Here is a 23,379-nt window from a genome sequence, read left to right as displayed (position 1 = left end):
TTACCCTACTGGTATCTATTCAACCAACTATAAATGGCCTGATCGTAACATGCGAACCGCAAAATCGAACACCATTGGCAGAAAAGATTCAGGACAAAACCTCCAAAACTATTTTACATCCTATTTATTTTGGAAACAGCCGCTTCCAGCCACCAGTACCATGAGACTAAAAATGCATGCCCGGCCCTTCAGTTCAAGCCACTCCCGCCCTCGTCCCGTCGTTTCATGAACAGCGGCTCCTGTTTGATGACTGCCGGATGCCGGGCGTAGATCAGAATCAGGAGAGCAGGCAGGAGCAACAGATCAAAGAGCAGCGCGGCGATCAGGCCAATACTGGTCAGTAGCCCAAAATGAGTCGTCGGCACAAACTCGGAAAGTGTCAGTACAATAAATTGCGCACTCAGTATGATGGTCGTTGTCATAACGGCCCTGCCGGCCTGTTTATAGGTTTTGACAAGGGCAACGATCGGGCTGATACCCCGCCTTACACGACTGATAAACCCGTGATAGACATGGATTGTATCATCCACGGCAATACCAACCGCGACACTGGCAATCATCGCGGTGGCCATATCGAGCCAAAGCCCGAACAGCCCCATGACAATAAAAATCAGCAGAATGGGTGAAAGATTGGGTATCATGCAGAGCACTGCGCTGCCGATCGAACGCCACTGTATCAGCATCAGCAGGAATATGAGTCCCAAGGCGCCGAACAGACTCTTCACCTGGCCTTCGATCAGCAGATCTTCCTGATCCGCAAACAGCCGCCCAAACCCGGCTATTTCCCATTCGATGCCGCTTGTCGGATACTTGCCGTGATAATCGCTGATTCGCTCCATCAGTTCTGATAGCGCGTTGGCGCCATGCACGTTCACATTAAGGCTAATGTGTGCAACGCGGTACTCCTCATCGACAAAATCAAACAGGTCCTCACCGTCATAGACCAGCAGATACTGGCTGATCAACTCCATATTGTCCGGTATACGCCGGTACTCCGGATTCTCCGCATTGAATCCCCAGTGCATCTCCTCGACAAAATCGGCCATGGAGATACTCTTATCCACCTCGGGTTGAGCCTCCGCCCAGCGCTGGAAAGCCCGCATGTCGTTCAGCACCCGGGGCTGCTTTAACCCGCCCCGCTGGTTCGCTGTAACCACAATATCCAGAGACGCAGTGCCAACCAGCTTGTCCTCGATATGCCGGGTGGCCTTTCGAAGCGGGTGGCTTGGGTAGAAAAACTCCTGGAGATTGGTTTCAACAACAATATTGCCGATCTGGGGCAACAGCAATCCAAGCACCACGACGACCGAACCAACCACGTAGAGCGGGTAACGGACACCAATATGAAACAGCCTCGTGACCACTCCATCCAAACCAGCCAACCCCGCTCTTCTGCTTGGCCAGGCGGCATAGTCAAACCGGGAAAAGATATTTGGCACCAGATGGATAACGACAAAATAGATCAGCGCAACCCCGGCGGCCGAGATCAACCCGAACACCTTAATTGGGGGAATTGGACTCAAACCCAGTGAAGAGAGACCAGCCACCGTCGTCAAGGCAGTATAAAAAGCGGGTCGCCGCACTTCGCTGAGCGCACTGCTGACCCGATCAGGCCCGACCAACCCCCTTTTTGATGCGTAGTGGAGGGCATTAAACAGATGTACCAGCGCGGCAACCGTCAGGGCCGACAGGAGCGGCGGAATGATGCTGGAGATCAGATTGAACGGCTGATTGAAAACCACATAAAACGCCACTGTGGAGCTGACCACAACCCCGATAACCACGCCGGCCACTATCACGGCAAGCCAGCGATGGAATAACCACCAGATCAGAAACAGACCAATCACCGTGGTGGCAGGTATAAAAATCATATTATCCCGCAACATGGATCTCATCTGCGCCACATCCGTGGTGATCTGCCCGGCCATGCCGGTCAGATATCCAGCCAATTGCGCCTCATCCACCTGCTCCAGAATAGCGTCTTCCAGGGCCAGACGCTCAAGGCTCGAGTCGATGGCGACCGGTATCACCAGCATCGACACCGCCGTGCCGTCCGCCGCCACCAGGGTATTTTTGGCGAAGCGGTCGGAGAGCGCACGCGCCAGTCTCTCCTTAGGCCGGGTCTTGTCCAGATCCTCGATATTGACCAGCGGTTCAACCAGAAAGCCCTCTTCGGTCCCGTGGATATGATCCTGGGTGGTCATATTTACTACTTCATCAATCAACGGGTTGGCCGCTAGCGCTTTGGCCAAGCCATTGAATGCCTTAACAAACCCGTCAGAATAGAGCGCCACGCCCTCAAACAACAACAACACAGCCTGATCACTGGGAAAATATCGCCGCAGCTCATCATCAATGATTACTGACGGCGCATCTGACGGCAGATAGACCTTGGGGGCGTTATTTATATTGAGGTTCAGCAGCAACCCGTTGGGCAATATGGTGAACAGGAACAGGAACAGCACACTGAAGTAGAATTTCCAGGGCAGATTCAGAAAAACATTCTTGAGCCGTACGTCTGCTTCGGTAATGAGCGAAAACTCGATCGTCTCTTCACCATCGAACAGGGTAGAACAGGAATTAATAATGGCTACCAGATGGCTGCTATCAGCTTTCAGTAATGTCACCTTGGCCCGGGGATATTCCCGGGCACTTCTAGACACCTGGCCTGCCGCGGAAAAATGCTCCCGCAACCGATCCTTGTGACGATCCACCACCAGATCAAGAACCGGTATGGCTTCAAGCTCACTGAATGATTGATAACCCAACAGGGCGAGAAAAGCAGGATTGGCATAGACAAACATGCCATCGTGCTGAATCGCGATCGGTTTGCGATCATGGTCTAACCTGGCGTATCGGGTGTCAGCTTGCATATAATTCCCTGATTACCTGTCTGACTCCGACATCTTCACGAACGGGGCACACCGCCTGATGATCGCAGCGCTCCCGGTAATTTCATCGAGTCTCTGGCCGCCAGCTTGATAGGTATCAGAACTTTGCGCGCCACCCGACAGCCAGGATCGAATTATCCTGATGAAATGCGCCAGGCGTTCCTGCCGCACCCTCAAAGTAATGTGCTTCCAGGTAAACCTCCTGGGATTCCCAGCCGGTATAGGCAAGTTCGGGATTAAGATAGAGGTCATGGGTATCCAGGCCCTTATAGAAGCGCCCTTTCAACCGCCACTGATCCCGGGCAAAGGGAACTTCAAAAGAGCCACCAAACAGATAGATCTCGGTCCTGTCAATAACGGCCGGCGCATCATCATGATTAATCCCGGTCAACTGCAGGTTCACCCGGGCATCCCCATCGCCCGGAAAAAACTCCACGCCGGCTCCCCAGTTCAGGCTATTAACCGTATCGTATGATCCGTCAATACGGGTAACGGGCGCATCACTCACCCAACCGGCCTCAAAACGCCAGATTGCCCCCATCGCCTCTACACCAATATCTCCACCCAGCACCCAGCTGCGCGGATATTTCGCCTCAAGCACGCCACGGGCACTGTTATAGTTAAAGTAAGGTAGCGATTGCCTGACTTTCTGTACAGTCAGGGCGTAATCCATTCCCTCACCTGTTCCGCTGTAACGGATGCCAAAACCACCATCCGAATTGGGTGCTTCGACATCCACCGGGGCACTCTTGATCAGCGCCACGCTAGCCGGCGTTGAGTTCAAACCGAGAATCTGGCCGGATTGTCGGTTGACCGGGAACCAGACGCTCGAGGCCCCCGGCAGTTCAGCCTCTCTGAACCAGGGCAGGAAAACCACATCCAGCTTCTTCTCGCCAAAGAAGTGTTCATAACGGATCGCTGCCGATGCCCGCCGGCGGTCAGCAAGATCATCCATGATATAGCGGGTAAGATCATGGGTGCTCAGTCGGTCTGTGGGGGGGAATTCATCAATCCGGCCCCAGACAATCTTCTGTGCTCCAGCGGTTAGTCTGAAATTATCCGAACGATAACGGACAAAGGTCTCATCATAGTCGAGATTGGCATGATCCCAGTCACGTCTGCCATGTTGTGAGTAACCATCCAGGCGAACGGACGCCTGCAGATCCCAGAGACTGGAAGGCGTCCAGAGCGCTGTGGCCTGCCCATGCAGATAGCCCAATCCGTTGGCGTCTGAAGCTGAATGGGTAAATACGCCATACTCGCCCCACACTTCGTCCAGCTTAAGGGAAAAATTGCTGCTTTCCACTACTGCCCTGCCACCCTCTTCGACACTCGGTTGCTCGTTTGTCTCAATCAGGATCTCCTGCCCGGGTTCAGATTTGTCAGCGCTTCCATCCCCCTCCTCAATAAATAGTTCCTGATTATCTTGATCGTCAATGATCAGTAATTCTCCCACTGGTGTCGCAGACGTTCCTTCATCGATAACCAGATCATCTTCAATAATCAACACCTCTTCATCCGCGGTCAGCGCAGGTATTGGAAACAGCGCAACACAAAGCCATAGCAATTGGGCAGTTCGGTCGACTCGAATCTTGAAGTTTGCCATGTAGCTATATTCCCTATGTTTGTGAATTGCATTCCAGGTCATGGGCGGAAGGCCTTCTCATTACTATCATCTGTAAGATCACGTCTGGAGAAGAGTCGGTCGGGCAGTCCCTGATTGTATTTAATCTTCTGGGTCACCAACCGGGTACGGTGCCCGGTTTCCAGGTCATACATGGTGCTCTCCAGGATAGACCAGTAACCCTGTATATTTTTAATTCTTCTGGCAGTGAGCATCTTGCTCGGTTTGTCTTTTCCCTTCTCGAACAGTTCGACCTTTAACGGGACAAGAATCTTGCGATAGATACAGCTTACTCGTTTTGAATAGACCGAGTTTTTTGGATCCCTGGGTGTACTGACCAGAATCTCGCACGGCACTTTGCCGACCGAACCTTCTCCCTGAAGGTAGTGATAATCCATCTCGACTTCCCGGTCGAGGAGATCCTCATAAAAAAAGTCTGACCCGACAAAGCGTCCACCCTTTCTTGATGATGAAATCCGCCTGACCTTATTCAGTGCCGGCAGATAGAGCCACTGATCGCTCTCGTCTCCGGGGTGGTCCTGAGTGAGCAATCCGGTGCCGCTGATATCGTCCGGCTGGATAAATCGCATCAGGGTCCAGCGCTCTCCGGCACCTTTCTCCTTCGCATAGCTGTAGAGCACCCGCTGCCTGGTCCGACTCTCCTTACCCTGAAGTTGCATTACCACCAGCGCACTGAGGTCATCACCATTCGGCCGATCATAAACCGCTTGGGCCAAGGCCACTCCCTCGGGATTACTTGGGGGCGAGCCCCCAAGAACGGCCATAGGCGAAACCAGTAATAATCCAGCAACTATCTGTCTGACTGTGTAATTAGCGATCATGAATGTGCTTCTGCCTTCACAAAAACAGGCCAACCATCTTAATAATTCATATTTGAAACATTCTATAACTACTTGAATGTATTGCAAGTTAATTTACATAAACATTAACCATCGCGGGCCAGCCTCCTCGATCAGCGCTCTCATGCAAATAGATGACGCCATTCTTGCTCCATTCAAAAATTGGGTATCCTGCTGATTATGTGGATATAAATACTGCAGCGATGAGATAGGTGTCGCATATCGATAACGGATAAGGCGGATATCCATGCGCATCCACAACCCTGTCCGAACAACAATATCCAAAACTTTCATCATGGTTTGGAGCACAGATATTAATTTCAGACGGCTGGGTATTCTTCAACTCATTTTCGAATTAAAATCGATCGCCACCCTGAAACAGACGAATCCAATATTGACCAACAAACACCTGTCAGTTTTTTTTACACGGGACGCCCTACTGTTCGCCGAAGATTTTCTAACTAATTGATTGTATTTAATATTATTCTAATGGCTTAATACTTGCTATTTAGTATAATGATTAAGGCAAGTTATCCCGTGACGACCGGAGGCGGGTCATGGGTACGGCTTGGATACTTTAAAAGTACGACAAAATAGCATCGATAACTTAGCCACACAGCAGTTTGCATGAGATTGTTAACCATCTGTTTTTAAGGAGATAGTTATACGTAGTGTGGATAAAGCCCATTCAGACGATTTAAGGCCTGAGTGAGTTGTTTCATACCATCAGATATCTTTACACTTAAAATTAGCGGGGGTTTTCCAGTAAAGGAATAACTGCTACTTTTAATTTTAAGACAGGGAACAATTCTGTTGCCGGCTCAGGGACAGACTTGAGATAAAGCTGGATTTCAAGTTCAGATAACCTACAGAGTAACAAGTAATGTCGAAGAATCGAGAGTCAAACAGGGATTTAAAGTTGAACAGCACGACCGGGGAAGGTATCTCATCGAGTCGCAGACAATTTACCAAAACAGGCCTGCTTGCGTCTCCTGTATTGATGTCGGTGGTGTCACGCCCAGTGTTTGGTGTGGGCTGTCTCTCCAACATGCTCTCCGGCAATATGTCCGATCCCAATCGTGGCGAGTGTAATCTTGGATTAAGCCCCGGTTACTGGAAGGAGCATCCTGATGCTTGGCCAATTTCAGCGGGATTCAAACCGGACAACACTGTTCCCACTTCATGTAATGACTGTATTTCCGGGAGTGGCCCTTCGGCAACATGGGATTGCGTGGACGGTGCACTTTTCAACAGCCATTTCACTGCTGGCCCTCAGGACCCCCAGGGGCGTTCGATGCATGAACTGCTCTGCACCGAACCAGGTAGTGATGAGTTCCACATCATTGCGGCATTGCTTAACGCAATGAGCGACCCCAATTATGTCCTGAGCGTGAGCCAGGTAAAAGCGCTCTGGGCAGATCCGACGCACGGAGGACAAATCACTATCGGTCTCAAGGCATTTCTCAACAGTACCTGGACCTGAAGCCATTACACGCAACAATTGCACGACCGGTAATCAAACCTGCCAAAAGTCCGGCATCAAGGGTTGTTATTGGCGATAAATCGCTGCACTTCCCTCGGTACTGCCGCCTCTTCGTCATCGGTAAATGCCTTCCTGATCAGATGTGGGATCAGCAGTTTCAGCGGCATACGCAGATAATGGGATCTCACAAAGAGCATCCATCGCGCCAAGCCGGTTCCCCACCTGTTACAACTTGCATGATCCGGCTGCAGGGCTCGCAGGAACAGGCTATCCATTACAGCTACCAGTAAACGCCCCGGCATTCCCTCACGCATCCACGCCTTCGCTTCGTCCGGCACCTCCACACCCAGCAGGATATCGACATAACGTAGCCCATAAACCAGCGGACGCACCAGATCCATCTCTTCCGCCCGATCACAAAGCGCTTGCCAGAAACCGTCACGAGTCGCAAAGTGTCGCAACAGTTCGGCGATATCCACCAGGTCGCGCAGCCCGTGCTCCAGTTCACCATCATGAAACAAGTGGGTTGCGCTGTGCAGGATCATATCCACATCGCACAGCCAATAGAGATCACCCTCTCCCTCAAAATTCACAGCCTGTGACAGCAGTTTTTTCGGATCAGGTTTCAGCCTTGCTGTCAGGGGCAGGATGGAGTGGTGAATATCCAGCACCGTCTGGCGCCTGATCTGCTTCATCGGGGGAATTTCATGCATCCAGGTACGGTAGTAGCGCTGATCGTATGCACTGGCATGGGTGGTACGCCATCCCCAACCCATCAGCCGTTTTTCAACTTCCTCGAGCGCCGATCTGGGTACCAGAATATCGATATCATGAAACAGACGACCGCGACTGATCGGCAGCTCAGCCATGACATAGGCGGCACCTTTGAGCAAAACAATGGGGATAGCCAAGCTGTGCAGGGCCTCTTGCAGTTGCGATACTTCCCAGCGGACCGCCAGCACACTTCGCCGGGCAATCTTGTGTGCGGCCTTGAAATGCAACCCCGGCTTTTCTGGTATCGCCTTTTCCAGTCCCCGGTCCATGAATACCACATGAAGATGGGCCAGTAGATTGGCCGCCTTCGCCTGTCGAACCAGAAGATCCCACTCTGTCGCCGTGAACCCGGCCACGGCTTCTGGTGATTTGAGAACTTGCAGGAGGAGCGGTGCAATCATGATCAGGCGGTGACCTCCGCATCGTCAAGAATGCGCTCTATGGTTATCAGGGCATCCTCCAGACTCGAATACTGAAGCGAGTAGTTTGGGCAGCCGTCGATCAGTGACTTTGCTGCGTCAAACCCTTCCTTGCCCAGAATATGAGTATTAAATGCATTCTCCTGAATCTCCATTAACGCCCTGTTTTTTGCCTTTTTTACCAAGTTGGTACGGCTTTCTGACTCATATTTTGGGAAAACAATCGCATGAGGCCGACAGGTTATGGATGCTTTTTGAATACTCAAAAGCGATGGCCTGAGATGTGCCACGGTTCCTTTGGCCGTGTCTTTTGCCGCAGGCCCCATTTCAGCACCCGCAGAAAAGCGCCGGATTACGCCTATTGAGTCATTTTTCAGGCTGACGGGTCTTGGTACAGGAGTAATGGCACGGGACACTGGATCCAGCAGCGCCATCTCATCCGACAACAATCGCCACCCCCGTAGACTCATGGCCGCGCAAAGCGTGCTCTTTCCTGAGCCGGGTGTACCCGGCATGATTATCCCCTGCCCGCCTTTCTCAAGCACGGCAGCATGCACAATCAGATAGTGATGCGCCGTGGTGGCAATACACCAATTGAGCCCCCACTCGAACATGGCAAAGGCATGAACGTAGGGCAACGGCTTGAACGGAGCATATTCATCCAACAGAAAATTGGCCTGAGGCTTTACCCAGCGCCTCAGACCACCTGAATTTTTCAGCGTGATGTGGAAATCAATAAATCGTTCGGATTCTGCGGTTTCATACTGCGCGTAAAAAAAGGCGATGTGACGCAGCAGATCGGGAATAATCGAGCGCAGATTTATCCAGAAGGGACCAATCTTTATTGGAAGCCCGTCTCCGCGCAACCGACGGGCCATTTCACGGTGGCTGAGATCAATTATTTTCACAGCGTGTCTGAAATTACCAGGCCTAACGACCGGAAAGTACGCAGAGAGGCCATGACGGCTTCAGCCAGTTCACTGTCGTTGTCAATCTCAAAATAGTCGGAGGCGGATGCCGTCAGCTTGGCATGTGTCAGCTGTTGAATCTGCAGTCGTTTAAGCAGAAACTCCCCCAAAGGATTCAGCATCAACGTATCACCGGACCCCTGGTGAAACAGCACCGACTCCTCCTCACCCGGCCAGTTGCCCCAGCAGAACTGCTCCGCCCCATTCGCAAACCATCTCCTTTCCGTCTTTTCGGTTGTTTCCATACCACTCATTGCGCTGATTTCTGTAGTCTGTTATCGGTGATTTCAGTCAATTATCTGGTTCCCAGCCGATTCACTACGGTAGGATAACGTTTATAAAGCTGCGAATGAACACAAATTGACTTAAAAGTAACAATCGTTTTCTGAAACAGCCCATGCCAGTCTGGCCACGCAATCATCAGGGGGATTATGCAATGAACACACTTTTGGCCCGCGTTGGTACTGCTCTCGGGATAATCGGCATTCTGACCTGCCTGGCAGCAGGCCTGGTCCGTCTTTCCGGTGCTTACTATTTATCTGGCTACAGCGCTCAAAGTCTATTGATGATCGGCATCGCCTCCATCATCATCGCCTGCTTTTTTAAACTGGAGTACCTGTCCCGGCAAAGCCACTAACAGATTCGCCATCACCGGTAGCCATGGGGATTGGCACACTGCCATCGCCAGGTGTCCTGGCACATCTGCTCCAATCCTCGCTCTGCGCGCCAGCCGAGTTCTATTGATGCCCGGGCAGGGTCCGCATAGCAGGCGGCGATATCACCAGCCCGGCGATCAACAACCCGGTATGGCACCTCACGGCCACTCACCTGTTCAAACGCCTGCACCATCTCCAGCACCGAATAACCACGCCCGGTGCCCAGATTATGGGTAATCACACCGCAATGCTCTGCCAGTTTATCCAGTGCCGAGAGGTGTCCCAGTGCAAGATCGACCACATGAATATAGTCTCTCACTCCGGTGCCATCGGGTGTTGGATAATCACCACCAAATACCGACAAACGTTCCAACCGCCCCGAGGCAACTTGTGCAATATAGGGCATCAGGTTATTCGGTATGCCGGCAGGGTCCTCCCCGATCAGGCCGCTTTCGTGCGCACCCACCGGATTGAAATAACGCAGGATGGAGATATCCCAGGCATTATCAGCGGCATGGAGATCCCGCAATATCTCCTCAATAATGAGCTTTGACCGCCCATAGGGATTGGATGCCGATAGGGCAAAATCCTCGGTGATCGGCAGGGAGTTCGGATTACCATAGACCGTCGCCGAGGAACTGAATACCAGACGCCTGATGCCTGCCTCCGCCATCGACTCCAGGAGCGTCAAGGTGCCGGTGATATTGTTCTGATAATAGGCCAGTGGCAGCTCAACGGACTCACCCACGGCCTTCAGACCGGCAAAATGGATCACGGCATCAATCTCGTGCCGGGCAAATATCTGTCTGAGGATATCCCGGTTACGAATGTCCCCTTCGACAAAAGCCACCTGCCTGTCGCTGATGGTTGCCACACGATCGAGTGAAATCCTGCTGCTGTTACAGAGGTTATCGATAACGACAACCTCATGGTCTGCTTTCAGCAACTCTACACTGGTATGGGATCCGATATATCCCGCACCGCCGGTAACCAGTATTTTCATTGATTATTCCTATCTGTACTGTCCATTGATGAGGCGATGTTTTGCAAGGTGAATGCACGGCCGCTTAACCTCTGCTTCAGGTGTCTCTATGCAGCTCGGCTTATCCTTCCCGCTCAAGCAGCCACCTGTCCAGCCGTGCAATCTCCTCGGATGACATACGCAGACCCCGCTTGGTGCGGCGCCAGACAATGTCCTCGGCACTTTCGGCATATTCTTGAGTAATCAGATAGCGTACTTCCCGCTCAAACAGTCCACCGCCAAAATGCAGACCCAGCTCCTCTTCGGCATCACAGCCGGCAAGTAACTGATGAATACGGGTCCCGTAGAGACCCGCATAGGTCCGCAACTGTGCGGGAGAGAGCCCGGGATACGCTGTCGCACAGCCGAACAGGAAACGATCAAAGTCGGCATCGGGTAAATCACCACCCGGAAGCTGGCTTGTCTCCGTCCAGGGCGCGCCCTGGATATCCAGACAGCAAGATAGGAGATCCAACACCTCCTCCGCCAACCACCGATAGGTGGTGATTTTGCCACCATAGATCGACAGGATCGGCGCTTGGTCGCAGTCCAGGTGCAGATTGTAGTCCCGCGTCACCCGGGAGGCCTCGCTGGCGGCATCATCATACAGCGGTCGTACACCGCTGAAACTCCAGACTACATCCGATGGCTGCACCGGCCGCAAAAAATACTCACTTACTGCCTGGCAGATATACGCCACCTCTTCCGGCATAATCCGGTTTTTCTCCGGTAGCGTATCCAGTTCAATATCCGTCGTACCCAGCAGGGTAAACTCGCCTTCAAACGGGATGGCGAACAGTACCCGCCCATCCCGGTGCTGAAAGATATAGGCGTAATCATGTTCGAACAGCCGCGGCACCACGATATGGCTTCCCTTTACAAACCGAGTCCCCCGGACATGCTCGGTAGTGACACCGGATTCCAGCACTTGCTCAACCCACGGACCGGCCGCATTGACCACCGCCCTCGCCGTGAGGATACGGCTCGATCCATCTCGCTCATTGCGCAAGGTTGCCTTCCAGTGAGTGGGGCCACGGAACAGGGCAACACAACGGGTGTGGGTCGAAATCTCCGCTCCCCGCGCCGCTGCATCCATGGCATTCAGCACCACCAGTCGCGCATCCTGTACCCAGCAGTCGGAATACTCAAAGCCGGTACGGTAGACCTCCTTCAACGCTTGGCCGGCGACATGCTGTTCAAGCATGACACGTCGAGATCCCGGTAGCTGCCTGCGCCCTCCCAGATGATCGTAGAGAAACAGCCCCAGACGGATCATCCATACAGGGCGTAGCGACTCGTTATGCGGCAGAACGAAGCGTATGGGGTGAATGATATGGGGTGCGCTACGCAGCAGCACCTCGCGCTCCCGCAGGGCATGATGGACCAGCCTGAAATCATACTGTTCCAGGTAACGCAGGCCGCCGTGAATCAGTTTGGTGCTGGCAGATGAGGTGTGCTGGGCCAGGTCATCTTTTTCGCAAAGATAGACCTTCACCCCCCTGCCTGCGGCATCCCGGGCCACACCGACGCCATTGATACCACCCCCGATCACCAGAAGATCAAACAGTGGTGTAGCGGACTCGGGGTTCGGCATTGGGTTTTCCATCAGGTGTGGTGAGCAGCCAGAACAGATCAGCATCAACTCTGTTAAACTTCAGGCACACTATCATTGCCTCACCCCATACCTGTCAATCTCCCGCGGCTATACTCAGCAGAAGAACAATGCGGGAGTCACACTGCAGCCCATGCCAGCCACGCCACTGCTACTCAGTATCGATCAGGGCACCACCAGTTCCAGGGCCGTCCTGTTTGAAAAGGATGGACGCTGTGCATTCATCGCCCAACTGGAATTCAAGCAGCTCTTTCCACAACCTGGCTGGGTCGAGCATGATCCGGAAGAGATCTGGGCGACCACCCTCTCCGTGGTGCGGGATGCCGTTGCCGCCGGCAGACGGATGAATCGGCAGATAGCTGCAATTGGCATCACTAACCAGCGTGAAACCACGGTGATATGGGACCGCCATAACGGCAAGCCAGTTTACAACGCCATTGTCTGGCAGGATCGACGCACGGCCAGCCACTGCGACACGCTCAAGCAGGCAGGTCACGAGCCGACTGTGATGGCGAAGACCGGTCTGCTGCTTGACCCCTACTTCTCCGCCACCAAGATCACCTGGATTCTTGACCAGATACCTGATGCCCGCCGCCGCGCCGAAACGGGTGATCTCGCCTTCGGCACCATCGACAGCTTCCTGCTGTGGCGCCTGACCGGTGGCAAAAACCACGCAACCGACGCCACCAACGCCGCCCGCACCCTGCTGTTCAATATCCACAGCAACCGCTGGGATACGGAACTGCTGTCGCTGTTTGATATACCCGCCGCGCTCCTTCCCTTGGTCACGGACTGTGCCGCCGATTTTGGCCACACCAGCCATACGCTGCTGGACGAGTCATTGAGTATCGGCGGCATGGCGGGTGATCAGCAGGCGGCAGCGTTTGGCCAGGCATGTTTCCGACCAGGCATGATCAAGAGCACCTACGGTACCGGCTGTTTTGTCCTGATGAATACCGGCGGGACCGCAGTGGCCTCACAGAACAAACTGCTGACCACCATCGGCTACCGACTCAATGGGCAGAGCAGCTATGCCCTGGAGGGCTCCATCTTTGTCGCCGGCGCGGCCGTGCAATGGTTAAGGGATGGACTCGGATTGATCAAAACGGCTGAGGAGACCGAGGCCATTGCAAACACACTGGAACATAACCAGGGGGTCTATCTGGTACCCGCCTTTACCGGACTGGGCGCGCCCCATTGGGATGCCGATGCGCGGGGTGCCTTGCTTGGGCTGACCCGGGGAACCGGGATCAAGGAGATCGTCCGCGCCACCCTTGAATCCGTCTGCTATCAGACTCACGACCTGTTTCAGGCCATGGCGGATGACGGCGTGACGCCGACCCGGCTGCGGGTCGACGGAGGCATGGTCAGTAACCGTTGGCTTTGCCAGTTCCTGGCCGACATCCTGGAACTGCCGGTACAGCGTCCGGTACAGACAGAAACCACGGCGCTCGGCGCCGCCTATCTCGCCGGACTGCAGTGCGGCCTGTTCGACTCTTTTCAGGATCTGGAACAAAACTGGCAACTGGACACCGAATTTTCCCCGGCACTGCGGGCCGACACCCGGGAAGCACTGTTGGAGGGCTGGCACCAGGCGATTCGGCGGGTACGAAGCGCGCCTTCAACATAGACGTGATCTTTTCAAAGTTGCAATAGCGCGACCGGGCGGTATTATCCCTCTTTTCGCTGACGCAGGATAAACCTTGGTGACTACCGGCACAGTCCGTTTTCTCAACCTGCCGAACGGCAAGCGGATCGCCTACCATAAAACGGAAGGCACGGGACCCGGCGTGCTGTTCTTTGGTGGTTTCAAATCAGACATGACAGGCACCAAGGCGGTCAAGCTGGAACAATGGTGCCAAACCCATCAGCGCGCCTTTACCCGTTTTGACTATTCGGGGCATGGCCAGTCCAGCGGTCGTTTCGAAACCGGCACCATCGGTGAGTGGCTCGATGATGCGCTGAGCGTCATCGATGAGCTGACCAAAGGGCCTCAGATCATCGTCGGCTCCAGCATGGGCGGCTGGCTTTCACTGCTGGCCACCATCGCCCGGCCGCAGCGTGTGCATGCGCTGATCACCCTCGCCTGCGCCACCGATTTCACCCGGCGACTGCTGATACCGACATTTTCCGATGTGCAAAAACAGCAGTTAACCAGCGAAGGCTGCGTGCTGATCCCCTGCGACTATGATGACCAGCAGCCCTATCCGATCACCCGACAGCTGATCGAAGAGGGTGACAACCACCTCCTGCTGGACAAACCCATCCCCATTCACTGCCCGGTGCGGATGTTTCACGGCATGCGGGACCCGGACGTACCCTGGGATTTCAGTCGCAGAACCTGTGAGCAACTGGAAAGTAAAGACGCCACCCTCACCCTGATCAAACAGGGTGACCACCGGCTTTCGGAACCGGCAGACCTGCGGTTGCTCCTGAACTGCCTGGAACAGCTGTGAGACTCACCGCTGTGGCCGCCCGCTTCAGCATCTGGCACCTGGCCGGCAGTCCGAACAGGTGAACGATCAGTCCAGAGCCTACCTGTACGGAATCAGCGCCGTGCTGCTCTGGTCGACGGTAGCCACCGCCTTCAAATTGTCCTTACGTCATCTGGAGCCGATACAACTCCTGTTCTATGCCAGTATCGCCTCGTTGCTGGTGATGCTGGCGGTGTTGATCAGGCAGGGACATCTGCAACGCCTTTTGCGCACACCCCGCCGCGATCTGCTGCTTTGCGCCACGTTGGGTCTGCTCAATCCCTGTATTTACTACTGGGTACTGTTCAAGGCCTATGACCTGCTACCGGCACAGGAGGCTCAGCCACTCAACTACACCTGGGCCATCACCCTCTCTATCCTGGCCGTTCCATTGCTCAAACAGCATCTACGCCGGCTCGACCTGCTGGCAATCGGCATCAGCTATTTCGGTATTCTGGTGATCGCCACCCACGGCGCACCATTCACGCTTCGATTCAGCAATGGCTATGGTGTTCTGCTGGCCCTCGGGAGCACCCTGATCTGGTCGCTGTTCTGGATTTTCAACACCCGTAGCCGGATCGAACCGGTAGTCGGGCTGTTCCTGAATTTTCTCTTTGCCATTCCGGTAATTGCCCTGATCACCTGGCTCACGGCCGGCTTCGGGTTTGACTCGATTAAGGGTCTCTACGGAGCAGCCTACGTGGGCCTGTTCGAGATGGGCATCACCTTTGTGCTCTGGCTCAAGGCACTGCGTTTGACCAAGAGCACCGCCAAGGTGGCGAATCTGATCTTTCTCTCTCCGATACTCTCGCTGTTTCTGATCCACTTCATCGTCGGCGAGGATATCCACTGGTCCAGCGGCGCCGGGCTCCTGCTGATTATTGCCGGCAATGCGTTGCAACAGTTGGGTAAGCCCCCTGCTCCACCCGGGAAAGAAGAGCAACAGCCCCGGAAAACCACTTGAAAGCGGTTGCCTTGGTGAGCCAAAAAAGATAGCGTTCCGGCCTGAACCGGGAAACAGAACACCGCCATATGAATGACAAATATTACATTACCGCCCAGCAGTTGCTGACCGACTCATTCCGTCTGGGGCTGGAGATTTTGCAGAGCGGCTTCAGGCCCGATTTCATTGTCGGCGTCTGGCGCGGTGGTACCCCGGTAGGCATCGCGGTGCAGGAGATTCTGGACTATTTTGATGTGCATTCAGATCACATCGCGATCCGTACCTCCTCCTATACCGGTATCGGGCAGCGCAGCAAGGAGGTGCGGGTGCACGGCCTTGGCTATCTGATACGCAATATGAACTGGGACAGCTCACTGCTCATCGTGGATGATGTGTTCGACTCCGGATTGAGTCTGCAGGCTATTCTTGACTCCCTGAAGGCGAAAACCCGGCGCAACATGCCGGAGCAGATCCGCATCGCCACACCCTGGTACAAGCCGGGTAACAACCAGACATCACTCAAGCCCGATTACTATATCCACGAAACAGACCAGTGGCTGGTGTTCCCGCATGAGATGAAAGGACTGGAGCAGAGCGAGATACTGGCCAACAAGCCGGAGATGGAAGAGCTGTTTCGCAGCAAGGGCCTGATCAAATAGCCGAGGCATCCCCGGAGCCAGCCAAATGCAACATGGTCTGGCTGCAAAGGCTCAAGCCCGATAGACGCCTACCCGGCCGAGACCGTTTGGGTGTGCCCCATCAGAATGGAATACAGCTCGCGGATTTCACTGCCGATTTCAGAAACCGCCATTTCACACTGCATGGGAGTAAGTCCGGTAATCTGCCAGCTACTGGGCAGCACCCGGTCCAGCTCCACTTTCAGGTCGCTCTCCCATACCAGGGAATCGGCGAGGATATTGGCGATATAGACAAGATAACACTCCATCGGATCAGCAGTTGCCTGCTCAGGAAGATGGTGCCAGCGAATTGCTGAGCTGATGGGTGATGGCAACTGCCAGTCACTAGCGAGCTCAAAACCGACTTCACCGTGGGTAAATCCGAGCACCTCCCGCTCCGCTGCGACAATCAGATCATCACGTCCTTTACTGATAAGCAGAATATCCCTTGACTCAATCGGCCGTTGCTGGAACATCACCAGACGCCCAATATCATGCAGCACGCCCATCACAAACAACCGGTCGGGATGCAATACCTGACAGGACTTGGCCAGTCGTCTGGCCAGCACACCGCAGGCCAGTGAACTGTGCCAGAACCGCTCCATATTGATCAGATTGGGCGGTATTCCAGTAAACATCCCGCAGGCAGCGGTCATCAGCGCCAGATCACGCAACTCTTTGGTCCCGATAATCGTGATGGCCCTGGCAATGGTGTCGATGCGGCCGGGAAAGCCATAAAAAGCGCTATTAACGATTTTAAGCAGTCGTGCAGTCAGCGCAGTATCCTGACTGATCACCTGCCCGATTTCCTGTGCTGAGCTGGTAGGATCATCGACCAACTGGTTGATGCGAACACAAACCTCTGGAAGGGAAACGAGATCGCCTGCCTCGCGGATCAGTTGCCGTGGTGTCATAGAGTGCAGTATTGTTGTTAAGTTGTGTGAATAATAGTCGATAACCCCCTTATTACTCTATAACAAAAACAGAAAAACACGAGGCATTACTCGATGGCGAAGACAAAGATTGTCACCACAGATGATATTCTGATCATGCTCTGCAAGTCAGTCACATCCGTACTATCCACGGCCACGCAAAATGAGATCAACTACTCGGCCATGGTCCAGAAGATCAACCGCACCTGTCTAAAGCCGGATATCGGCTGTTTCGTGCTCTTTGACGGAGGCTTTTCCGGTCTGGTTGTGATCAATTTCACCGCGGCGGCGGCCCTCGAGCTGTATCAGGCCTATCTCTCGAACATGGGCATACCCCGTGAGGAGCTGGCGGTCAGCCATACTTCGGATGAAGTGGGCAACGTCCTGGGAGAGCTAATGAACCAGATGATCGGTGATTTCATTAGCAACGTCGGCAAGCAACTGCTGACACCGATCAATCAGAATCAGCCGAAAATGCTGACCATCAATAAAGAGGTGCTGCTCTCCATCAATACCAATCTGGACCGTCCCCAGGCGCGTCGGGTCACCTTCACCACCCAACGGAATAATATTTTTTATCTTGAGCTGGCCATGGATAAAACCGAATTTATCCAGCTGCATGAATTTGAGCAGCAGGAAGATTTTGATCCTGACGATATCCTGGAGGGGGAAGCTAACAAGAGAGCGGCCGCCTCACAGGCCGTTACCGGCGATGATCGGAACGATTCCGACAGTCTGCTTGACGAACTGGGCATCTGATACATTTTGCTGGACGCGCTATCCCGAAACAGCGGGGCTGGAGTCGAGCCGCTTGGCCCAGTGATTTTTCCCCGCTGTTTTGCGCCGGCTTGACTCCGCCCCCTTTGGTTAAAGCCGGGGATCTGGTCAGGAAAGAGTGGCCGCCAGCTCATTGGCACTCGCCAGCAGGAACTCCAGATAGGCGAGGCGCTTGACTGAAACATCTATTTTTTCACGCAAATCCTCGCAGGGATCATCGATCATGTAGAGCAGGTCTTCGTGAAAAAACACTTCAAAGCTGTCCAGGTAACGGACTTCCTTATTTCTGTCCAGTACCAGATTATCCAGTCCATATAGATCGATAACCTTTTGTTGATTGGTACGAATCTCTTTGGCGGTCTGGATAAACAGGCCGAGTTGAAGCCTGGCCTTGTGCAGTTTCGCCATCAACGGGATTGCATCCTCAGCAATCGCCGGGTTGGCCAGATTGAACCAGGGGGTAAACGCCTGGGCAAGGACCAGCATATTCTCCTCGCCATCGATGCGGGTACGCACAAAAATGGCTTCCGGAATAATATCGTGCAGCCGTTTTTTCAACATCCCGTAATCACGCCGGTAAATCTTTACATCAAGGGAATTGCAGCTCAGGGTATGGCGTTTTATCACCATATCGAAGGCGCGATTCTTTTCCCGCTCAAAGTGGTAACCCGCCGTTTGCCACACATCACAGTGCGCACCAACTGTCGAAATCAGAGTGACTCGGAGATTCTCCGTATCAAGACAGCCGATTTCAGCAGGAATACGCGCATCTTCTTTTGCCATCGGCTAAACCCTTTTTATTCGGAAGTCGTATTAACTATAATTACAAATAACTTTAATTGTATAACCTATATTTTTGAATATTTAGGTATATTTTTATCAATACTCATGCACTACCGGAATACAGCGTTTCGACAGGGACGAACAGAGCAGTAGCCTCTCCCTGACAGCCTTGCGCCAGGAGCTGGCCGTTCGTGGCCGGCCTCTTCCCTGACTAAAATCACCCAACAGGTCATTCGCAATAATGGTCATACTGTTCAGCCGGTGACAACTGCCGTCCGCCGGCATCATCCAACATAACATGCCGGTAAAGGCATATTGTGGTGTATTCTGTCTCGGGGAAATTGACGAGTAATCAGAATAGGTACAACACACCCGGTATGCAAATATTCTAAATTCCTGTCAATCTGCACCTTGATTTTCAACCGGATCTGCCCCTGTAACCAGCAGAGCCAGCCCTTTATATTCAAGTTTTGCTGCCATGAGACCCGGCTATGCCCTCACCCCGACTACTGAGATGGATACCTATACTGTTTGTCTTGTTATGGGCAACCGGATTTATCGGGGCGAAATTCGCACTGCCCTATGCGGAACCGTTCACGGTGCTCGCAATCCGTATGTACATTACCCTTGGGGTATTCCTCATATTGATCCGTGTATACCGCCCGAAATGGCCTTCGTGGCAAGGAGCTCTGCACTCCATGCTGGTGGGCTCCCTGGTCCACGCAGCCTATCTCGGCGGTGTCTTTGCCGCCATCAACGCCGGTATGGCCGCCGGCTTGACTTCCCTGCTAGTGGGGCTGCAACCAATTCTGACCGCCTTGATCGCCTGGCTCTGGATGGGTAATCAAATCAGCCGAAAACAAATGACCGGTCTGATGCTGGGTATATTTGGAGTTGCTGCGGTTTTGCTGCTGGGAAAAACCAACGCCTTGGCACTACAGTTCAATACGGTCTCCCTGCTGTTCGCCCTAACGGCGCTGTTCGGCATCACCGTCGGCACCCTGCTGCAAAAACGTTTCTGCGCCAAGATTGACCTTTTGACCGGCACCTTTTATCAGTATCTGGCCAATGCGCTCGTCATGAGCCTGCTTGCACTGCTGTTCGAAACCCGTGAAATAGACTGGCAGCCCCAGTTTATCGCCGCGCTGCTATGGCTGGTTTTCGGACTTTCGCTCAGTGCCATCCTGTTGCTGATGCTGATGATCAGAGAGGGTGAGGCGACCAAGGTTGCCGCCTATTTCTATCTGACACCTCCGGTGACGGCCCTGCTCGCCTGGGTACTGTTCGATGAACGGCTTACGGTCTGGGGCATCGCGGGTATCGGTCTTACGACTTATGGAGTCTATCTGGTGATCCGCAACCCGGTCAGACCTCTTAAACAAAACCGCCCATAGGGCACATCTGCCATGATATTTGCTGCATTGGTGCGGGATTCGCGGCGTGTCACGGTGCGACCTGTGCCACAATGACTCACAATCCATAAACCCACGGGGAGTCTCCGCATCTCGGTATTGATGTGATTGTCTCAGGGATAAATTTCAGGAACAAATGTCTGATCAGACATCGGTGGGCGCACGTAGCCCAGACTATCCTTTCGCTTCGGTAAAACGATCTCCTTCGGCGTCAGATCTTCGTAGGGTATCTTGCTCAACAAATGAGCAATACAGTTGAGCCGGGCATGTTTTTTGACATCCGACTTAACCACATACCAGGGCGCCTGTTTGATATCGGTATGGGCAAACATCATATCCTTGGCCCGGGAATATTCGACCCAGCGGGCGCGTGACTCCAGATCCATCGGGCTCAGCTTCCAGCGCTTGTGAGGTTCCTCAAGACGACTCTGGAAACGGCGCTCCTGCTCTTCATCCGACACTGAAAACCAATATTTCAGCAGGATAATCCCCGAGCGCACCAACATACGCTCAAACTCGGGACAGGAACGGAGAAATTCACTGTACTCCTCGTTGTCACAGAACCCCATCACCCGCTCAACACCCGCTCGGTTGTACCAACTACGATCAAACAGCACTATCTCTCCCCCGGCCGGCAGGTGGCCGACATAGCGCTGAAAATACCATTGAGTGGCTTCTCTTTCCGTTGGCGCGGGCAGCGCCACCACTCTGCAGATGCGGGGGTTGAGATGCTGGGTAATCCGCTTGATCACCCCGCCTTTTCCGGCCGCATCCCGGCCTTCAAAAATAACCACCACCTTGAGCTTCTCTTTGGCTATCCAGGCCTGGAGTTTAACCAACTCAAGCTGTAGCCGGAACAGCTCCTTTTCATATACTGAATTCTTGATTTTCTTTATGGGTGCATCGGCTACTTCATCCAGTGACTCTTCGACATAGGGGGTCTTATCTTTACCGTTTCCAACGCGGTTTTTTGCACGCTTTTTATTGCTCATTTGGGCATCCCCTGAGAATTCTCACCAGACCAAGACTGCATAATGCTCCGAATCAAACCATTAACATAGGCGCCAATCACCTGATGTTGCGCTATATCAAAGGTTGATCAGTATATGATCCCCAGCCCGCCTAATCATCCACCCGACCTCGAAGCGCCTTGATCCTGCCCCGCTTCCCTTTACTTTCCAGACGCTTTTTCTGTGAACTTCGAGTCGGCCGTGTCGGTTTGCGTGGTTTCTGAATCTTTGTCGCCGAGATGATCAGCTCCTTCAGACGCGCCAATGCCTCTTCACGGTTCTTCTCCTGGCTGCGATGGCTTTGCGCCTTGATAATCACGACCCCCTCTTTGGAGATGCGCTGATCGTTGAAATGCAACAACCGCTCTTTGTAAAAGGCAGGCAGGGAGGAGGCCTTGATATCAAAGCGCAGATGGACAGCAGTCGAGACCTTGTTGACATTCTGGCCACCCGCGCCCTGGGCACGTATGGCAGAGAACTCGATTTCGCTCTCGGGAATGGTCACACTGTTGGAGATATACAGCATGCCGACATTCTATCCGTAGAGAAATGAAACGGCGACCACCGCCGCTATCACGCCCACAATATCGGCGGTCAGACCGGCGGCCAGCGCGTGGCGGATACGCCTGACCTGGACTGCGCCAAAGTAGACCGCGAGCACATAGAAGGTGGTCTCGGTCGATCCTTGCAGGGTGGAGACCAGGTAACCGATATAGCTGTCCGGACCGATGGCGGGATCGTTAATGATCGAGGCCATAACCCCGTAGGCACCCGACCCTGACAGGGGCCGCAGCAGTGCCATCGGCAAAGCCTCTGCGGGCAGTCCGACCAAGGTGGTTATCTGGCCGATCTGGCCCACCAGCCATTCCATGGCACCGCTGGCCCGGAACATACCAACCGCCACCAAAATGGCCACCAGATAGGGAATAATTTTTAGGGCGACCTGGAATCCATCCTTGGCTCCCTCGACAAAACTTTCATAGATCGGCACCTTGCGGATCACACCAAACAGCAGGAAACCGAGCATCAGACCCGGCAGAATCCACGGAGAGATGACCTGGCCATAGAGTACCGTCAACGGTATCAGCAGCAGAAAACCGATCAGTGCGGTCAGAGATACCCAGGCCGGGTAACCGACACCCTCTTCCGTTGCCAGCGGGATGTCTGACGACTCGATTGTCTGATCAGCTTCATCCCTGTCCGGGGTTCCCTGTGCTACCGGGAAAAATCGGCGATAGCCTTTGACCGCCAGAATCGCGGCCAGGGTTGAGCAGAGTGTGGCGAACAGGGTGGTCGGCAGAATACCGGCCGGGTCGGCCGAGCCGGCGGATGCCCGCAAGGCGATCACGCCCGTGGGCAGCAGAGTGATACTGGAGGTATTGATGGCAAGAAACAGAACCATTGAATCGGTCGCACTCCCCTTGTGGGGGTTGAGGCGATTGAGCTCCTGCATCGCCTTGATCCCAAATGGCGTGGCGGCATTGCCCAACCCCAACATATTGGCTGACATATTCAGAATCATTGCCCCCATGGCGGGATGTTCCGCCGGCACATCGGGAAACAGCCTGATCATCAATGGCCGAATCAGGCGGGCAAGTATCTTCAGCAATCCACCCTGCTCGGCAATTTTCATCAGGCCGAGAAACAGTGCCATGACACCCACCAGGCCCAAGGCCAGTTCCGCCGCCCCGGTGGCCGAGTCAATCATCGCCTTGGAGAGCGCATCCATCGGGCTGACGTCAGCCGCAGGCAGGCTGAACTGCCGCCAGGCCGCCGTCAAAAAGGCGATAAGCACCAACAGAAAAAAGACGATATTCATGATGACAACAGGTCTTGGTTAAACTGCTACCGCTTATACGCGATGTGGGAATTTAGGGCAACATGCCTTGATCGGTGACTCGGGCAATGCGCTCTTATAAAGACACTGGCGGTGCCTGGCAGGTGATCAGCTAAAAGCCATCATCCCCACCATGACAGAACGCACCACAAAAAAGGCAAGCTAAACAGCAGTCTTGCTGGAACTGCGAATAATCTCCGCAAAATCGCTCAGAATTACAGAAAGG

The 23,379-nt window shown here is 53.7% G+C and carries 22 protein-coding genes; 8 read left to right on the top strand and 14 right to left on the bottom strand.

Going from position 1 to position 23,379, the window contains the following annotated elements; genetic code table 11:
- Positions 1 to 188: 188 nt before the first annotated feature.
- The 3 genes from A3GO_RS22600 to A3GO_RS0104895 all read right to left on the bottom strand — a co-directional run bounded on the left by A3GO_RS22600 (position 189) and on the right by A3GO_RS0104895 (position 5,258).
- A complete protein-coding gene (locus tag A3GO_RS22600) occupies positions 189 to 2,873 on the bottom strand; it encodes an MMPL family transporter (RefSeq protein ID WP_051301847.1) in 2,685 nt (894 codons plus the stop codon).
- A 115-nt stretch (positions 2,874 to 2,988) separates the two neighbouring features.
- Positions 2,989 to 4,497, bottom strand: coding sequence for a hypothetical protein (locus tag A3GO_RS22595; RefSeq protein ID WP_051301846.1), 1,509 nt, complete (start codon positions 4,495 to 4,497; stop codon positions 2,989 to 2,991).
- A 38-nt stretch (positions 4,498 to 4,535) separates the two neighbouring features.
- Complete coding sequence (locus A3GO_RS0104895; RefSeq protein WP_418064552.1) at positions 4,536 to 5,258, bottom strand: outer membrane lipoprotein-sorting protein; 723 nt, start codon at positions 5,256 to 5,258, stop codon at positions 4,536 to 4,538.
- Between the two features lie 1,036 nt (positions 5,259 to 6,294).
- Between A3GO_RS0104895 and A3GO_RS26030 the strand changes: the two genes are divergently transcribed.
- The gene (locus A3GO_RS26030; RefSeq protein ID WP_157606713.1) at positions 6,295 to 6,858 is read left to right on the top strand and encodes a hypothetical protein; all 564 of its coding nucleotides are present in this window, start codon (positions 6,295 to 6,297) and stop codon (positions 6,856 to 6,858) included.
- Between the two features lie 56 nt (positions 6,859 to 6,914).
- On the opposite strand, the gene A3GO_RS22590 is transcribed toward A3GO_RS26030, so the two are convergent.
- The 3 genes from A3GO_RS22590 to A3GO_RS0104870 are packed head-to-tail and all read right to left on the bottom strand — an operon-like array spanning position 6,915 to position 9,264.
- Positions 6,915 to 8,033 (bottom strand): nucleotidyltransferase domain-containing protein, encoded by a 1,119-nt coding sequence (locus A3GO_RS22590; RefSeq protein WP_084609777.1) that lies wholly within the window; start codon positions 8,031 to 8,033, stop codon positions 6,915 to 6,917.
- A gap of 2 nt (positions 8,034 to 8,035) precedes the next feature.
- Positions 8,036 to 8,959: an HprK-related kinase A gene (locus A3GO_RS0104875; RefSeq protein WP_029132449.1), complete on the bottom strand. Its 924-nt coding sequence runs from the start codon at positions 8,957 to 8,959 to the stop codon at positions 8,036 to 8,038.
- Complete coding sequence (locus tag A3GO_RS0104870; RefSeq protein WP_169720362.1) at positions 8,956 to 9,264, bottom strand: HPr-rel-A system PqqD family peptide chaperone; 309 nt, start codon at positions 9,262 to 9,264, stop codon at positions 8,956 to 8,958. The genes A3GO_RS0104875 and A3GO_RS0104870 overlap by 4 nt, the downstream gene beginning before the upstream one ends.
- Positions 9,265 to 9,455: 191 nt before the next feature.
- On the opposite strand from A3GO_RS0104870, the gene A3GO_RS0104865 reads away from it, so the two are divergent.
- Positions 9,456 to 9,656 (top strand): hypothetical protein, encoded by a 201-nt coding sequence (locus tag A3GO_RS0104865; RefSeq protein WP_029132447.1) that lies wholly within the window; start codon positions 9,456 to 9,458, stop codon positions 9,654 to 9,656.
- An 11-nt stretch (positions 9,657 to 9,667) separates the two neighbouring features.
- On the opposite strand, the gene galE is transcribed toward A3GO_RS0104865, so the two are convergent.
- The gene (gene galE, locus A3GO_RS0104860) at positions 9,668 to 10,678 is read right to left on the bottom strand and encodes a UDP-glucose 4-epimerase GalE (protein WP_029132446.1); all 1,011 of its coding nucleotides are present in this window, start codon (positions 10,676 to 10,678) and stop codon (positions 9,668 to 9,670) included.
- Between the two features lie 100 nt (positions 10,679 to 10,778).
- A complete protein-coding gene (gene glpD, locus A3GO_RS0104855; protein ID WP_029132445.1) occupies positions 10,779 to 12,290 on the bottom strand; it encodes a glycerol-3-phosphate dehydrogenase in 1,512 nt (503 codons plus the stop codon).
- A 151-nt stretch (positions 12,291 to 12,441) separates the two neighbouring features.
- Here glpD and glpK point away from each other — a divergent pair, with 151 nt between their 5' ends.
- The 4 genes from glpK (at position 12,442) to A3GO_RS0104835 (ending at position 16,384) form a co-directional block, all read left to right on the top strand.
- Positions 12,442 to 13,938, top strand: coding sequence for a glycerol kinase GlpK (gene glpK, locus A3GO_RS0104850; protein WP_029132444.1), 1,497 nt, complete (start codon positions 12,442 to 12,444; stop codon positions 13,936 to 13,938).
- A gap of 76 nt (positions 13,939 to 14,014) precedes the next feature.
- Entirely contained in the window at positions 14,015 to 14,764 is a 750-nt protein-coding gene (locus tag A3GO_RS0104845) for an alpha/beta hydrolase (protein WP_051301868.1), read from the top strand.
- Positions 14,765 to 14,822: 58 nt separating this feature from the next.
- The gene (locus A3GO_RS0104840) at positions 14,823 to 15,746 is read left to right on the top strand and encodes a DMT family transporter (protein ID WP_029132442.1); all 924 of its coding nucleotides are present in this window, start codon (positions 14,823 to 14,825) and stop codon (positions 15,744 to 15,746) included.
- Positions 15,747 to 15,814: 68 nt separating this feature from the next.
- Complete coding sequence (locus A3GO_RS0104835; RefSeq protein WP_029132441.1) at positions 15,815 to 16,384, top strand: phosphoribosyltransferase; 570 nt, start codon at positions 15,815 to 15,817, stop codon at positions 16,382 to 16,384.
- A gap of 68 nt (positions 16,385 to 16,452) precedes the next feature.
- On the opposite strand, the gene A3GO_RS22585 is transcribed toward A3GO_RS0104835, so the two are convergent.
- On the bottom strand, positions 16,453 to 17,316 hold the full coding sequence (locus A3GO_RS22585) for an HDOD domain-containing protein (RefSeq protein WP_084609775.1): 864 nt from the start codon (positions 17,314 to 17,316) through the stop codon (positions 16,453 to 16,455).
- 93 nt (positions 17,317 to 17,409) lie between these two features.
- On the opposite strand from A3GO_RS22585, the gene A3GO_RS0104825 reads away from it, so the two are divergent.
- The gene (locus A3GO_RS0104825) at positions 17,410 to 18,093 is read left to right on the top strand and encodes a DUF3334 family protein (protein WP_029132440.1); all 684 of its coding nucleotides are present in this window, start codon (positions 17,410 to 17,412) and stop codon (positions 18,091 to 18,093) included.
- Between the two features lie 126 nt (positions 18,094 to 18,219).
- Here the strand turns inward: A3GO_RS0104825 and A3GO_RS0104820 are convergent, their stop codons facing one another.
- Positions 18,220 to 18,894 carry a hypothetical protein gene (locus tag A3GO_RS0104820; protein ID WP_029132439.1) on the bottom strand — a complete coding sequence of 225 codons (675 nt, stop codon included), beginning with the start codon at positions 18,892 to 18,894 and terminating at the stop codon, positions 18,220 to 18,222.
- 96 nt (positions 18,895 to 18,990) lie between these two features.
- Complete coding sequence (locus A3GO_RS26025) at positions 18,991 to 19,143, bottom strand: hypothetical protein (protein ID WP_157606712.1); 153 nt, start codon at positions 19,141 to 19,143, stop codon at positions 18,991 to 18,993.
- A gap of 242 nt (positions 19,144 to 19,385) precedes the next feature.
- Between A3GO_RS26025 and A3GO_RS0104815 the strand changes: the two genes are divergently transcribed.
- Complete coding sequence (locus tag A3GO_RS0104815) at positions 19,386 to 20,288, top strand: DMT family transporter (RefSeq protein ID WP_029132438.1); 903 nt, start codon at positions 19,386 to 19,388, stop codon at positions 20,286 to 20,288.
- Positions 20,289 to 20,419: 131 nt separating this feature from the next.
- On the opposite strand, the gene ppk2 is transcribed toward A3GO_RS0104815, so the two are convergent.
- From ppk2 to A3GO_RS0104800, 3 genes are all read right to left on the bottom strand, one after another.
- Positions 20,420 to 21,298 carry a polyphosphate kinase 2 gene (gene ppk2 / locus A3GO_RS0104810; protein ID WP_029132437.1) on the bottom strand — a complete coding sequence of 293 codons (879 nt, stop codon included), beginning with the start codon at positions 21,296 to 21,298 and terminating at the stop codon, positions 20,420 to 20,422.
- 130 nt (positions 21,299 to 21,428) lie between these two features.
- Entirely contained in the window at positions 21,429 to 21,842 is a 414-nt protein-coding gene (arfB, locus tag A3GO_RS0104805; RefSeq protein WP_029132436.1) for an alternative ribosome rescue aminoacyl-tRNA hydrolase ArfB, read from the bottom strand.
- A 9-nt stretch (positions 21,843 to 21,851) separates the two neighbouring features.
- Positions 21,852 to 23,135 carry a nucleoside recognition domain-containing protein gene (locus A3GO_RS0104800; RefSeq protein ID WP_029132435.1) on the bottom strand — a complete coding sequence of 428 codons (1,284 nt, stop codon included), beginning with the start codon at positions 23,133 to 23,135 and terminating at the stop codon, positions 21,852 to 21,854.
- Positions 23,136 to 23,379 lie beyond the last annotated feature (244 nt).

It is taken from the genome of Sedimenticola selenatireducens DSM 17993 (assembly GCF_000428045.1).
GTDB lineage: Bacteria > Pseudomonadota > Gammaproteobacteria > Chromatiales > Chromatiaceae > Sedimenticola > Sedimenticola selenatireducens.
Note: the sequence above shows the minus strand (reverse complement) of the source record. Positions and strands in the feature narration are given on the sequence as shown.